This window comes from Roseofilum reptotaenium CS-1145, assembly GCF_028330985.1.
GTDB classification, from domain to species: Bacteria; Cyanobacteriota; Cyanobacteriia; order Cyanobacteriales; family Desertifilaceae; genus Roseofilum; species Roseofilum reptotaenium.
Window position 1 is genome coordinate 18223 of record NZ_JAQMUE010000084.1, and the last position, 15112, is coordinate 33334.

Here is a 15112-nt window from a genome sequence, read left to right on the forward strand (position 1 = left end):
AAAATCAAGAACATTGGACAATAGAAGAAATGAGCCACTCCATCCTCAAAGACGATCCCCTTTGGTTTAAAGATGCGGTTATTTATGAAGTTCCTGTCCGGGCTTTTGCCGATAGTAACGGAGATGGTATCGGTGATTTCGGTGGACTCAAGGACAAACTAGACTACATCCAAGAATTAGGGGTCACTGCCCTGTGGATACTGCCCTTTTTCCCGTCTCCCCTCAAAGACGATGGCTATGATATTGCCGATTACAATAGCGTCAATCCCATTTATGGAAATTTAGAGGACTTCAAAGAATTCTTACGCGAGAGCCACAAACGAGGCATTCGAGTCATTATCGAATTAATCGTTAACCATACCTCTGATCAGCATCCTTGGTTTCAGCAAGCGAGAAAAGCGCCTCCAGGGTCACCAGAGCGAGACTTTTATGTATGGAATGACAACCCTAGTAAATATCAAGGTGCTCGGATTATTTTCCAAGACTTTGAACATTCTAACTGGTCTTGGGATTCTGTGGCGAATGCCTATTATTGGCATCGATTTTATTCCCATCAACCAGACCTAAACTATGAAAATCTAGCAGTGCAGAAAGCTATTTTAGAAGTGGTGGATTTTTGGTTAGAGATGGGAGTTGATGGTCTGCGCTTAGATGCAGTTCCCTATCTATATGAGGAAGAAGGAACGAATTGCGAAAACTTACCCCAAACCCATACATTTTTGCAGGATCTGCGCAGCCATATTGATGAAAAATTTCCCAACCGCATGTTACTGGCTGAAGCGAATCAATGGCCTGAGGATGCGGCTGCCTATTTTGGCCGGGGTGATGAATGCCACATGAATTTCCATTTTCCGTTGATGCCGCGTCTGTTTATGGCATTGAAAATGGAAGATAGTTTTCCAATCATAGATATCTTACAACAAACCCCCCAAATTCCGAATAACTGTCAATGGGCGCTATTTCTGCGAAATCATGATGAATTGACCTTAGAAATGGTCTCGGATGAAGACCGAGATTATATGTATCGGGTCTATGCCCAAGATCCGCAAGCGAGGATTAATTTAGGGATTCGTCGCCGCTTAAGTCCCTTAATGGAGAACGATCGCCGCCGCATAGAATTACTCAATAGTCTGCTCTTTTCCTTACCCGGAACCCCCGTCCTCTATTATGGGGATGAAATTGGCATGGGGGATAATATTTATTTGGGCGATCGCAACGGAGTCCGTACCCCCATGCAATGGAGCGCTGACCGTAATGCTGGATTTAGCCGCACCAACCCCCAACGCCTCTACGCTCCTCCCATTCTCGACCCTGAATACCATTACGAAGCGATCAACGTCGAAGCTCAACGCAGCAACACCAACGCCCTCTGGTGGTCAATGAAACGGCTGATCGCCACCCGGAAACGCTTCCAAGCCTTCGGTCGAGGAAGCTTTGAATTTCTGTATCCCGACAACCGCAAAGTATTAGCCTTTACCCGCACCTATGCCGGCGAACATATCCTAGTGGTGGCTAACCTCTCCCGGTTTGTGCAAACTGTAGAGCTAGACCTATCCCCCTTCCAAGGGATGAAACCCGTAGAAATCTTTGGCCGTACTGAATTTCCGGCGATCGCCGAGGGTTCCTATTTTCTCAGCCTCAGTCCCTACGCTTTCTACTGGTTCACCCTACAAATCGAGGAAAATTTAACCCCAAGTCCGGTTCCTGTTACCCAACTTCCCACCCTAGAAGTCCCGACCGGCCCCTGGCCAAGCGCGTTTTATCAAAACGATCCCAAAACCCGCTTTGAACTCCATCTACCCCACTATCTGATTACTCGCTCCTGGTTTACGGGTAAATCGCGCACCATTCAATCCACACAAATTGTGGATGTGATTCCCATTCCTTACCAAAACCGGGAAGCTCAGATTCTGCTCATTCAGGTCAACTATACCGAAGGTGCAGCCGAAACCTATGCTTTTTCTATTGCATACGAAGCCATTAGTGTTGAGGAAGACCTCATGTATAGCGATCGCATGGTTGCTAAAATCAACGTGCAAGAATTCGGCGAAACCGGTATTTTATACGAAGCCAGCGCCGATCCAGATTTCCTCAGATTCATGTTAGAGGCGATCGCCAACGGTTGGCAATATCAAGGGATTGCAGGCAAAATTGTTCCCTATCTGTTTAAAACCCCCGAACAATTGAGCCAAGGGATTGAATCCTTAGATCCCCAAGTCTTGCGAGGCGAACACAAACATACTTCGATTATCTATAGCGATCCTCAAGCTGAAGTCGATCGCCATCATCTGGTTCTCAAACTCTTCCGGCAAATTGAAGAAGGAATCAATGCCGACCTGGAAATTGGGGAATTTCTCACCCGTAGAATTAGCTTAGACTTGGAACCGAACCCCAAAACGTTCTCCCTGCGATCGGGCGAAATTACCCCCTTTTATGGTTCCCTAGAATATCGTCGCCCCGGTAAACCCTCCATGACTATTGGCGTGTTGCGCGACTTTATTCCCGACATCCGCGACGGTTGGTCATATACCCTCGATAATTTGCGGGGTTATTTCGAGCAAGTCATGGCTACTCCCATTGAAATTGCCGACCTACCCTTACCTAACCTCAAGGACTTTACCCTGGATGTCACCTCAAAATCGACCGACTTAGACTTAGAGAGCCATGATTCCATGGCTGAGATTCCTGAAGTCGTTTACTCCCTAATCGGATCTTACCTTAGCTCCGCTGAACGTCTGGGCCAATACATGGCTGAATTCCATCTAGCCCTAGCCTCCGATCTCGACAATCGACACTTTGCCCCAGAACCCTTTTCATCTTTCTACCAACGGTCGATTTACCAATATATGCGGAATCTGAGCGGTAAAACCCTCCTATTTTTACAAAAGCGTCTCAACCGACTCCCCGAAGACTGGCAATCGATCGCGATGGACTTAATTAATCGCAAAGACCAATTATTAAAGCGCTTTGGCTCTGTCATTGACTTGAAGATTACTGCCCTGAGAACCCGTTGTCATGGGGATTATCACTTAGAACAAGTCCTCTATACTGGTAAAGACTTTGTGATCACCAACTTTGAAGGGGAAACCAATCGACCCTTGAGCGAACGACGCATGAAGCGATCGCCCCTGCGAGATGTGGCCGGAATGCTACAATCCTTCCACTATGCTGCCAGCGTCGCCCTACAACAAGAAGTCGATAATGGCATGATTGACCCCGACAACCTGTCCGACATGGAGCAATGGTCAGACTTTTGGTGCAGTTGGGTTAACCTTGTCTTTGTCAAAGCCTATCTGCAAAACGCCAGCCAAGGCAACTTCCTCCCCGATACCCCACGGGAAATGCAAGTGCTACTCGACGCTTACATCCTGGAAAAATCAGTCTACGCCATTTCCTACGAACTCACCCATCGTCCCACTTGGGTGAGAATCCCCCTATCGCGTACTTTAAAACTCTTGCAAGTTTCTGATATGTCCTATCTGATTCCTCTTTTACAGTCCCGTAGCACTTCGGGCAGTCATGGGTAAGGGATAATAGGTTTGTAGATGGGGTATAACTCGCCCCTACTATAGCAGAGAAAGAGTTGGTGAGGACTCCGGTTCAAGAGTGAAACTTAGCTACCATCACCTATTCCCTATTCCCTAGCGCGCAGCGCTATAGAATAAAACCGCCTTCTCCTGCCCAGCGTACAAATTCTGTGGGAGAGGGCTATTTTCCATCGATTTTCCGCTTCATCCAGCAATAGATAAACGTCACCAGCAACCAACCCGAAGCACACCCGAACCCGACAACGGGATGAGCAGGAATAGGGGGTGTGTGACTGGGAATACTCGTCAGTTGTTGAATATGGGGGTCAACCAAAGTAGTTCCCAGGTTTTCCAGAACTTCCCGTTGTCGATTTTTAGCCAGTTTTTCGGGATTAATAAAGAAGTTTTCATATTGGCTTTCCATTGCATTTTTCTCCTGATTCTTCAACGTTTTTTGGGTATTGAAATCACGGTAGAAGAAGCTAAATAGGAATAAAATTAGACATAAGTAGAATTCAAATAGAATTTTTCTATTTAGGCTGAAACCTAGCCTAGGAACTAGAAACCCGGTTTCTTGAAGAAACCGGGTTTCTGAGCCGAGTGGTATATAATGAAAAAAATAAACTGTTGGGAAAATGAACAGAGAGCGTGAACGGCAGTTTCTTGAATATCTGGCGGATGAGTACGGGTTTTATCTCGATAGGCGCAAGGTCTTCTTGGCTCGTTTCGATCAAGCTAATGCCGATAAACCTCATAATCAGTTGCGGTTGTCTTTTGAGGATGGTTTGAACAAAAGACAGAAGATTCAAGATGAGTTGCAGAACATTGGTGAACGTTTAAAGCAAGATGGCTGTGAAATTGTCAGTAAGAAAGGACGCGCTAAAAAAGGTGAGAGTCCTTGGGAGCAGGCATATTACTGGTTATGGACAGTCAAGTTTCCGGAGTGGGAAAAAGACCATGAACCAGCAGAAAAGGGAATCGACTGGCAACAGCTCTGTACTGACGCATTTAACGAGGAGCAAGAACGGCGCAAGAGTGCCACAGAAATGGGGCATGAGGTCGAGGTTTATGTGCCCTTGGGATTGGTGAAGCGCAAGCAGCAACCGCGACGGACGGGGGAAGACATGCCCGGTGCGGAAGCGGGGATGCAGCAGTATGAACTGACGGAAAACGAGATCGAACAGCGCTACGAACACGAAGAATTTTTAGCGCAAGTGATTGGCAATGCGGGGAAAAATTGGGCGATTATTGGGGAGCCGGGAGCCGGAAAAACGACCTGGTTAGACCAGATTGGGCAGGAGTTGATTAAGAGAGAACGTTATCCGATTTGGATACCCTTGGCGCGGTTGCAGGGGATGACGCTGGAAGAGTTTTTACTGGAGAACAGGTGTTGGGGGAATGGTTTCAGTTAGCGGAAAATGTGGGATGGTTGAATGTTGTCTATCGGGATACTCGCACCGATGAGCCGGTTTATGCCTTTTTCCATTTGACATTTCAGGAGTATTTTGCCGCTTGTGCAGTGGCAGATTGGCACTTTTTTCTACCGTCGGATCATTCGCCAGAACAGCCTTCGAGCCAACCCTATCGGATTTTTGAATCTCGTTGGCGCGAGGTGATTTTATTGTGGTTGGGGCGTGGAGATGTGGAGGATAAGAAGGAGGAGTTTATTCAGGCGTTGGTGAATTTTAAAGATGGAATGGATGCTCAGTTTTACAAGTTTTCTGCTTTATGGTTAGCTGCGGCTGGTATTAGTGAGTTTAAATCTCGTTCTCTTGCCGATAAAATTATCCCGCAGCTTGTGAAATGGGGGTTTGGATATTTCAATATCAAGAAACAGCAATGGCAAACATTTCTCGATCCGATTCAATACGGAGCTAGGGACATCCTACCCCAAACTGACCGACAACGGGCAATTAAAGAACTCTGCGATCTGCTCGAATGTCTCCAATGTCCTACAGATACCCGTAGACGGGTGGCTGTGAGTTTAGGAAGCATCAACCCAGGAAATGCTCAGGTGATCGCTGTTCTCGAAGAAATTTTTAGGGAGGCTGAGGATATACATCCCCGTATGTGGGTAGCTTATAGTTTAGGGAACACTGACCCAGGAAATGCTCAGGCGATCTCCGCTTTGCAGGAAATTCTCAAGGAGACTCAGGATACATATACCCGTATGCAAGCAGCTTTGATTTTAAAGGAAATCGACCCAGAAAATGTTCGGGCGATCTCTGTTCTGAAGGAAACTAAGCATGGTAATACTGGTTGGCAGGTGGCTGAGAGTTCAGGGAAGAGAGACCCGGAACATCCCCAAGAGATCCCTGCTCTAGTTAAACTTCTCAAGGAGACTAACGATTATAGTATCTGTTTGCAGGCGGTTTGGACTTTAGGGAAAATCGGACAAGGAAATGCTGAGGCGATCAATTCGCTGGTGCAACTTTTACACCAAACTGAGGATGATACTACTTGTTGGCAAATAGTTGAGAGTCTAGGGGATATTCTCACTACCCATAAACAACGGCAAGAGATAGTCTTGGCTCTCCAACCTTACCTGAGCAATGAAAAAAACGAAAATAACTTGCACCTTTTTGATAATTGCTACGAACTCCTCTGGAAGATTGCCCAAGACCTCCCCTACACCGACTTCTACCGCGCTTGGCATCATCTCGACACTGCCCCCCATCCCGAAGTCGCAGACCAATGAGGATAAACTGGCCAAAGCCTTCAGTAACCGCATCTTTCCGCAACTCTTTCCTGGGGAAACCCTCCCCAAAATTAGCGACTCTTTCGACCTGGAAACCGAACTCACCAACGCCCAACTGCGCCACCCCCACATTGCCCTGATTCTGGACAACGGCGACCCGCAAGAGTGCCTCCTGCATCTGTGCCAGTTCCTCGCTCCCACCGTCTCCATTGCCTGGATTACCCCCACTCCCCTGGATGCTCCCCTGCGCGGCTTCCCCCCGGAGCAGGAGCATTTGGTCTCGGCGCTGCAATATTGGCTAGACTCCCTGGCGTGAAAAGAAACCCGGTTTTTCAGGACTTTCCTGGTGGAATACCAATGTAGCAAGAAACCCGGTTTCTATCCCTCATCCTCTCGTTCTCGTCGAGTCAGATAACGAACTTCTTCGAGTAAAACATTAAATCGTGCATCACTTTCCGCTTGTCGCTCCTTAATTAATTCCATATCTCGTTGATTTTGAGCCGCAACTTGTAAGAGCGCTTGACTGGTTACTCTCAACCCATCCACGCTATCTTTGATCTCACTAACACTATCTCTGAGTTCATCTACACTCGAAGCCAACTCATCGAGCATTTCATCCGTCCAACGTTGTCTAACCATTTGTCCTCCTGATTCAGGGAAATGATCGCCGTCATCTAGCTCCAATCGTATTATCGCAAAAATCAAATAGGGTGTATGAATAACGCATCCTACTGGACTGTTTCATCTAATTTGATGCATTAGATTTCCTTCGTAGTGAGGGCTTGAGCAATCTCCAGCTAGGCTTTTAAGCACTCTTCGTGCTTACACCAAACAAAGCCCTATTTTAGGTGAAACAATCCACTACTGCTCTTCGTTGGGAGGTGCAAAAGAAAACCGGTTTTCTACCCCGGCCAATCCTGTACTAAGATCGGATGATGCAGTTAAGGGTCTTGAACAGATGAAAATTGGATCTCAATATTTGGGAAACAACCAGTGTGAATTTCGAGTTTGGGCCCCTCAACGGCAAGAAGTTGCTGTTCACCTGGTTTCTCCCCAAGAGCGGCTAATTCCCCTTTCACGAGACGAACAGGGGTATTGGTCGGCAACCATTAGTGATGTTCAACCTGGAAGCCTCTACTTTTATCAACTCGACACTACCCTAGACCGTCCTGACCCCGCTTCCTCCCTGCAACCGAAAGGGGTTCACGATGCCTCGCAAGTCGTGGATCATCAAGGGTTTGTCTGGCAAGATCGAGACTGGAACGGTCTGCCCTTAGAGCAATATGCGATCTACGAACTGCATGTGGGCACGTTTACGACTGAAGGAACTTTTACAGCGATTATTGACCGACTGCCAGATTTACTCGATTTAGGCATTAACGCCATTGAACTGATGCCGGTTGCCGCGTTTCCCGGTAGTCGCAACTGGGGATATGATGGGGTCTATCTCTATGGGGTGCAATCCTCCTATGGAGGGCCGGATGGACTGAAAACCCTGGTGAATGCCTGTCATCAAGCGGGAATTGCCGTCATTCTGGATGTGGTTTACAACCATTTTGGCCCGGAGGGCAATTATCTTTGGGATTATGGCCCCTATTTCACCAATAAATATCGCACCCCTTGGGGGGATGCGGTCAATTATGACGATGCAGCAAGTGACCAGGTACGCAATTTCTTTATCGAAAATGCCCTCTATTGGCTAGAAGAATATCATATCGATGCTCTGCGTTTGGATGCAGTTCATGCCATTTATGATTTTAGCGCCCAGCCTTTTCTGCAACAGTTGGGGGCAGCCGTGGAAGCCTTGGATCAAAAGTTAGGATATACCCATTATTTAATTGCGGAAAGCGATCTAAATGACGTGCGAGTTCTCCAGTCCCGGGAGACGGGTGGGTGGGGACATCATAGTCAATGGTGTGATGATTTTCACCATGCTCTCCATAGCGTGTTAACGGGAGAGACTTCAGGATATTACGAAGATTTCGGTCAGGTAAGCCACTTAGCGAAGGCTTATCGCGAAGGTTATGTGTATTCAGGTCAATATTCAGTCCATCGTCAGCGCTCCCATGGCAATTCCTCGTTAAGCTACCCAGGGGAGTGTTTTGTGGTCTGTATCCAAAATCATGACCAAGTGGGAAATCGATTAGCTGGCGATCGCCTCTCTACCCTAGTTGGATTCGATCAGTTAAAATTAGCAGCAGCCGCTGTATTGCTCTCTCCCTTTATCCCCATGTTATTCATGGGAGAAGAATATGGAGAAACCGCGCCCTTTCAGTATTTTATCAGCCATGGCGACCCCGATTTAGTGGCAGCCGTACGTAAAGGAAGAGCCGAAGAATTTAAGTCATTTGGTTGGCAAAAAGAAGTCCCTGACCCCCAAAGTGTGGACGTATTTGAGGAATCGACCTTAAACTGGGAATTAGGACAACAAGGAAATCATAAAATTCTGCGATCGCTCCATAAAACCCTCATCGAATTACGCAAAACTCATCCTGCTTTAGCCTCCCTTAAAACAGAGCATACAAAAGTGATACATCCCACGGATACCTCCGTGATTCTCCTCCATCGTCACGCTAACACTTCTCATGTCTATATCTGTCTAAATTTCAACTCCGATCCGATTACCTTCACCCCCTCCATTCCCCCTGGAGTTTGGACAAAAATCCTTGATTCTGCCGCTCCACAATGGAGCGGTTTCGGACAAACCAACCCCCAAGAACTGAGCGCAGGCAAAGAAATCACGCTCTCCGGTTGGGGATTTGTCTTGTATACTCAATCCTAGCGTTAAATTCCATTGATTGTGTACCCAATACCATTTCTATTAAGGCAAATTGCTCTCCGCCCTTTGTTAGCACCTTTTTAAGCGCCACTTCAGAGCAAAATGCTATAACTCCTGGATTGACGCTATAATCAATCCGAACTGTTTTTCTGATATACTACTTTATGAAAATTCCCACCGCGACCTATCGACTCCAATTTACCCCCCAATTTACCTTTGAAATAGCTCAGTCCATTCTTCGCTACTTATCTGAATTAGGGATTTCTGATATTTACGCTTCTCCCATCTTGAAAGCTCAAAGTGGTAGCACCCATGGCTATGATGTAGTCGATCCCAATCAAATTAACCCCGAACTCGGTGGAGAAGAACAGTTTGAAAAGCTCATTGAAGGGGTGCAAAAACACAAACTTGGCTGGATACAAGATATTGTCCCTAACCATATGGCCTTTAGTAGCCAAAATCCCTTGTTAGTGGATGTTCTAGAGAATGGCCCCAACTCTCAATACAAAGACTATTTTGATATTGATTGGGAACATCCCTATGAAGGCATTAGACACCGAGTTTTAGCCCCATTTTTAGGTAAATTTTATGGAGATTGTCTAGAAAGTGGTGAACTAAAAATCCAGTATAAAAAAAAAGGGTTTACGATTAACTATTGGGATTGGAATTTCCCCATTCAGATTGAGTCTTATAGCAAAATATTAGACCATAATTCCGAGCGATTGCGAAACAAGCTAGGCAGAACTCATCCAGATTTTGTTAAATTCCTAGGTGTATTGTACGCAATTAATGCTATTCAATATATTCCCAGCAGTGCAGGTTACCGAGAACGGTACGAACAGATTAGTTTTATTAAAAGCATGATTTGGGAGTTGTGGAATGACAATCCTGAAATTAAAGTCTTTATAGAAGAGAATATTCAAGTCTTTAATGGAGAGGTCGGTAAACCTGAAAGTTTTGATCTACTGGATGACTTACTCAATGAGCAGTTCTTTAGGCTCTCTTTCTGGAAAGTGGGAAATGAAGAACTCAATTACCGGCGTTTCTTTACCGTTAATGATTTAATTTGTGTGAGAGTGGAAGATAGAGCCGTTTTCGATCAAAGTCATAAGCTGATTTTGCAGTTGATAGAAGAAAACAAAATCACCGGATTAAGAATCGATCATATTGATGGCTTGTACGATCCCAAACAATATCTAATTCGATTGAGAAATCAGGCAGAAAATGCCTATATTATAGCAGAAAAAATTATCGAACCTCATGAGAAATTGAGAGTGAATTGGCCGATTGAAGGAACGACCGGCTATGATTTCTTGAACTATATCAATGGGATTTTTTGCTATCAAGACTCGGAAGCAGAATTCGATCAGTGCTATAGCCAATTTATTGGTGATGTCTTGAAATGCGATAAGTTAATTGATGAGAATAAACGCAAAATCCTGGAAAAACATCTAGCAGGAGATATTGATAACTTAGCGCATTTGCTCAAACGGATTGCTGACCAGTATCGCTATTCGAGTGACTTTACCATTTATGGGTTGAAAGCGGCTTTGGTGGAAGTGATGGCAGCCTTCTCGGTCTATCGGACGTATATTAGCGGAGAAGTCAGTGGAGAGGAAGTCAATTATGAAGTGAGTACCCTAGACCAAGACTGTATTGCTCAAGTGATTGCCAAGACACAAGAAAATATTCCTAGCTTTTTGAATGAGCTAATTAACGAAATTAGTTTTATTAAAAAGTTCTTGTTGCTGCAATTTGATGACAATTTAACCCCAGAAGACAAAAAACAATGGCTGCATTTTGTCATGCGTCAACAGCAGTTCACGGGGCCGCTGATGGCCAAGTCGGTAGAGGATACGGTTTTATATATCTATAACCGCTTGGTGTCTTTAAATGAGGTCGGTTCTACACCCGGTCAATTTGGGTTTTATCTAGAAGAGTTCCATGGGTTTAATCAAGAGCGGTGTTCAAATTGGCCCCATGCGATGAATGGCACATCTACCCATGATACAAAACGGGGGGAAGATATGCGCTCTAGAATTAATGTGCTGTCGGAAATCCCGGAGGAATGGAGTACCTATATAAAAGATTGGAAAAAGATGAATGCGGGGTATAAAGACACGGTGCGCGGTTTAGATGTGCCCACTCCCAATGATGAATATTTCCTCTATCAGACTCTGTTGGGAATTTATCCTTTTGATGACCAAGATAAAGGGGAATTTGTACAACGGATTAAGGAGTATTTAATCAAGGCTATTCGGGAAGCGAAGGTCAATACGGCATGGTTGCGTCCGGATACGGCCTATGAGGAAGGATTCCTGAAGTTTGTGGATAGTTTATTTAAGGAGACGAAGCAGAATAAGTTTTTACCCTCGTTCCGTCAATTCCAGCAGAAAATTCAACATTACGGTATTTTCAACTCCCTTTCACAAACGCTGCTAAAAATTACGGTTCCGGGTGTGCCTGATTTTTATCAGGGAACGGAGTTATGGGATTTAACGTTGGTCGATCCAGATAACCGGCGGCCAGTAGACTTTAAGAAGCGATTAAAGTTGCTTAATGAAATTCGATCGCAGTGGAAAAAGAATAAGTCTGCTTTATTTACCGATCTTCTCCAGCACCCAAAAGAAGGTAAAATTAAGCTGTTTACTATTGTTCAATCCCTCAAGGCTCGTCAAGACTATCAAGAATTGTTTCAACGGGGAGATTACCAGAAGTTGCCGGTTAATGGGAGTTTAAAATCTCATATTGTAACGTTTATGAGGACTTGGAATGAGCAAAGTGCAATTGTGATCGCTCCCCGGTTTTTAACTCAATTAATTAAGGAAGATGAATACCCCTTGGGGGAACAAGTTTGGCATGAAACTCGAATTTCTTTACCCACGGGGTCTTCTGCGGTGTGGAAAGATGCGATTACGGGGCAAGAAATCCAAGGTGAAAATACTCTGTGGATGCGGGAGATTCTCAACCAATTTCCCGTAGCCTTGCTGATTAAACAAACTTCATAAACCAAGTGGTCATCGGGACATTAGGCCAAATGACTTAATGACTATGCCAAATTTGTTCTCGATAAAAAGCAAAGGCATCAAACATAGCCCCGACGAGACTACAGGTGACTCCAAGCACCAGTAATCCTTCTAGGGGTTCTCCATTGCCAAAAATGGCTAAGAAATGCCAAATGAGGCTTTCTCCGGTTTGGGATAGGGTTGTTAATCCAGGAATTCGAGTCCCTACATCCAAGCCAATCATAACTCCTCCAATCAGAATCCAAGGAGCAACAAAACTGAGTAAAATGGCTAAACACAGGGAACGGACAAAAATCAGTAAAAGGTTCATATGAGTTATATCCAGTAAACCTCACTTCATGGAGGACAACTGGGTGTCATCCGTTTCTACAATAGGCGGAATTTTTCCATTTCGACCAAGAATACAAAAAACTTAAATTTTTCTTTTTAAATCTTTTTGAAGATATGTGGCAAAAAATGAGAGTAAGGTTGGGTGATTTTGGTGTTTTTGCTCTGGATTAAAATCAGAATGTTGAATTTTGTATCAGGGATGACGGATGAGAGTTTGATCCCGAAGTGTTGAACAGTATCTATACCTATGCATTCAACTTTGAGATTTTAAGACGATCCTTTTATTAAGGACGTATTGAGTAAAAATCTTTACAAAAATTCCTTGAAATCCCCTCAAAGATAGCAAGATTGTCACAAGTTTTTCACATCTCAATTATAAGATAGTTGTACTTCATACCGAAGGGGTTGAAGTGAGCGGTTGATGTGAGGTTCTCCATGGTTACTCTATCTGGTTCTTCATCTGCTAGAAAGATGACTCCTAGCCGTAGCTCTTCTTCAGGGCGTTGGATTGGGATCAAGCTAATGGGGAGTTTGCGATCGCGCATGACTCTCTTTATCCTGTTAGGGGTTGTCCCTATTGTCCTAGGCGCTCTGCAATTACAAGCTTTCGATGCGGGACGGCTCATTAACCAGGAGAGTGGACAAATTCTTGACCTTCAAGCCCAACGATTAGCCGATCGCGTCACGCAATGGGATCGGATGAATACCTTACTGGTGCAAAACCTCAGCCGTGAACCTGGACTCTCTCAACTGACTCCCCAACAACTACGTCCCCTACTACAATCTACTCACCATACTTATCAAGAGCAGGTTTGGAGTATTGGAGCTGCAAACCAAGAGGGTAGATTTATCGCCCTGAGCGAACAAGAAACGATTAAACCGATCGATTTTAGCGATCGCAAATGGTTCCAAGGAGCCATGAAAGGACAACCCATTACCCGTGAAACCCTTATCACTCGAGGGACGGGAGAACCCGCAGTGATTTTTTCCGCTCCCGTTTATGCAGAAACCGGCGATCGCTTCCATCCCCAAGGAGTGATCCGCATGGGTATGGTATTAACGGAACTTTCTAATGTGATTGGTGTAACCCACATTGGTAAAACGGGCTTTGCCTTTCTCGTTGATGAACAAGGTCAACTGTTAGCCCATCCAAACCGGCAATTACTACAAAATAAGCTTCAGGATTTTAGCTCCTATCCCCCAGTTCAACAGCTTTTAAAGGGTGAAGAAGGACTCTTAAAATTTGAAGATAGCGATCGCATCCATTGGTTATCCATATCTGTCAAATTAGCCAATGGTTGGGGAGTCGTTCTCATGCAGCAAGCATCTGAAGTCTCCGCTCCCCAGAACTATTATCATCGTTCAGCGGTTACCCTCAGTATACTCACCTTAATTGTTGTCGGTTCAATCACTTGGCATTTTAGTCGTTGGGTGACTCAACCGTTAACCGATTTGACAGAAGCCGTATGGAACCTCTCTAAGGGACAGTGGACTCAACGAGTCTATCTCTCGCAAGAGGACGAATTGGGAACCCTCGCCAAAGCATTCAATCGGATGGCGGCTCAGTTACAGCTCACGTTTAAGGCATTAGAAGGAGCTAAAAAAGATTTAGAATTCAAAGTGGTAGAACGTACCCAGCAACTCAATACGACATTAGAAGAATTAAAACACACTCAAGCTCAGATGGTTCAAAGTGAAAAAATGTCTAGCTTGGGACAGATGGTGGCGGGAGTTGCCCATGAAATCAATAATCCAGTCAGTTTTATTCATGGAAATTTAACCCACGCCCAAACCTATACCAAAGACCTGTTATCCTTGGTGCAGCTCTATCAAGAGCATTATCCCCAACCTCCTGAAGCCATCCAACAAGAAATAGAGGCGATCGAACTTGATTTCCTCAGCGAAGATTTTCCTAAAACCCTGCAATCCATGCAAGTAGGAACCGTCAGAATTCGGGAAATTGTCAAATCCTTGCGTAACTTTTCCCGTTTGGATGAATCAGAAGTTAAGGCAGTCGATGTGCATGAAGGCATTGATAGCACCTTGATGATTTTACAAAATCGCCTTAAATGCTGTCAGAGTTGTGCGGCTATTGAAGTGACTAAAAATTATCAGGAACTTCCCTTAATCAATTGCTATCCCGGACAACTCAATCAAGTCTTTATGAATTTGTTGAGTAATGCCATTGATGTTCTTGATGAACGACAGCAGCAATTAGACCGCAAAACATTGAAAGATCATCCCAGCCGGATCGCGATTAAGACAGAAGCTCTAGGAGATGCATGGGTTGCTATTCGCATTCATGATAATGGCTCTGGAATTCCACAGTCAGTACAACCTCGTTTGTTTGATCCCTTTTTCACAACCAAACCTATCGGTAAAGGGACTGGTTTAGGACTATCCATTAGCTATCAAATTATCACCCAAAGACATGGCGGACGTTTATGGTTTCAATCGAGTCCGGAACAGGGTACGGAATTTGTGGTGGAAATTCCAGTGATCAATTAATAATTAATAATTAACAATTAGGGTTTTGCCCCATCTCCGTGTCCTGACAAGTGAATGATTTTCATGATTGTGCATCCATAGACCCTCAGAGCACCTTAAATTTCATAGAGTCATCTCATTATCCGTGTCCCCGTGTCCCGGTTTCTCTGTTTCTTCCTGACTCGAATCTTAAAATCATTCCCTTGAAAGATCTCCGTGTCCCCTTGTCTGGAGTGTCCCCGCGTCTCCCCCATCTTCCCTATCC

The 15112-nt window shown here is 44.9% G+C and carries 10 protein-coding genes; 7 read left to right on the top strand and 3 right to left on the bottom strand.

Annotated features, from left to right (window positions below; genetic code table 11):
* Nucleotides 1–29: 29 nt before the first annotated feature.
* Complete coding sequence (treS, locus tag PN466_RS18430) at nucleotides 30–3527, top strand: maltose alpha-D-glucosyltransferase (RefSeq protein ID WP_271942399.1); 3498 nt, start codon at nucleotides 30–32, stop codon at nucleotides 3525–3527.
* Nucleotides 3528–3708: 181 nt separating this feature from the next.
* Here the strand turns inward: treS and PN466_RS18435 are convergent, their stop codons facing one another.
* Complete coding sequence (locus tag PN466_RS18435) at nucleotides 3709–3951, bottom strand: hypothetical protein (RefSeq protein WP_271942144.1); 243 nt, start codon at nucleotides 3949–3951, stop codon at nucleotides 3709–3711.
* A gap of 211 nt (nucleotides 3952–4162) precedes the next feature.
* On the opposite strand from PN466_RS18435, the gene PN466_RS18440 reads away from it, so the two are divergent.
* The 3 genes from PN466_RS18440 to PN466_RS26460 are packed head-to-tail and all read left to right on the top strand — an operon-like array spanning nucleotide 4163 to nucleotide 6541.
* On the top strand, nucleotides 4163–4939 hold the full coding sequence (locus PN466_RS18440) for a hypothetical protein (protein ID WP_271942146.1): 777 nt from the start codon (nucleotides 4163–4165) through the stop codon (nucleotides 4937–4939).
* Nucleotides 4855–6225: a HEAT repeat domain-containing protein gene (locus tag PN466_RS18445; protein WP_271942149.1), complete on the top strand. Its 1371-nt coding sequence runs from the start codon at nucleotides 4855–4857 to the stop codon at nucleotides 6223–6225. Before PN466_RS18440 ends, PN466_RS18445 begins: the two co-directional genes overlap by 85 nt.
* A complete protein-coding gene (locus tag PN466_RS26460; protein ID WP_390890033.1) occupies nucleotides 6140–6541 on the top strand; it encodes an NACHT C-terminal alpha/beta 1 domain-containing protein in 402 nt (133 codons plus the stop codon). Before PN466_RS18445 ends, PN466_RS26460 begins: the two co-directional genes overlap by 86 nt.
* Before the next feature lie 62 nt (nucleotides 6542–6603).
* On the opposite strand, the gene PN466_RS18450 is transcribed toward PN466_RS26460, so the two are convergent.
* Nucleotides 6604–6864, bottom strand: a complete 261-nt coding sequence (locus PN466_RS18450) for a hypothetical protein (RefSeq protein ID WP_271942152.1) — start codon at nucleotides 6862–6864, stop codon at nucleotides 6604–6606.
* Nucleotides 6865–7183: 319 nt separating this feature from the next.
* Between PN466_RS18450 and treZ the strand changes: the two genes are divergently transcribed.
* Nucleotides 7184–9007 carry a malto-oligosyltrehalose trehalohydrolase gene (treZ, locus tag PN466_RS18455; RefSeq protein WP_271942155.1) on the top strand — a complete coding sequence of 608 codons (1824 nt, stop codon included), beginning with the start codon at nucleotides 7184–7186 and terminating at the stop codon, nucleotides 9005–9007.
* Nucleotides 9008–9168: 161 nt separating this feature from the next.
* Complete coding sequence (gene treY, locus PN466_RS18460) at nucleotides 9169–12012, top strand: malto-oligosyltrehalose synthase (RefSeq protein ID WP_271942158.1); 2844 nt, start codon at nucleotides 9169–9171, stop codon at nucleotides 12010–12012.
* A 34-nt stretch (nucleotides 12013–12046) separates the two neighbouring features.
* On the opposite strand, the gene PN466_RS18465 is transcribed toward treY, so the two are convergent.
* Nucleotides 12047–12340: a hypothetical protein gene (locus PN466_RS18465; RefSeq protein WP_271942162.1), complete on the bottom strand. Its 294-nt coding sequence runs from the start codon at nucleotides 12338–12340 to the stop codon at nucleotides 12047–12049.
* Between the two features lie 491 nt (nucleotides 12341–12831).
* Here PN466_RS18465 and PN466_RS18470 point away from each other — a divergent pair, with 491 nt between their 5' ends.
* Complete coding sequence (locus PN466_RS18470) at nucleotides 12832–14868, top strand: ATP-binding protein (RefSeq protein WP_271942165.1); 2037 nt, start codon at nucleotides 12832–12834, stop codon at nucleotides 14866–14868.
* Nucleotides 14869–15112: the final 244 nt, after the last annotated feature.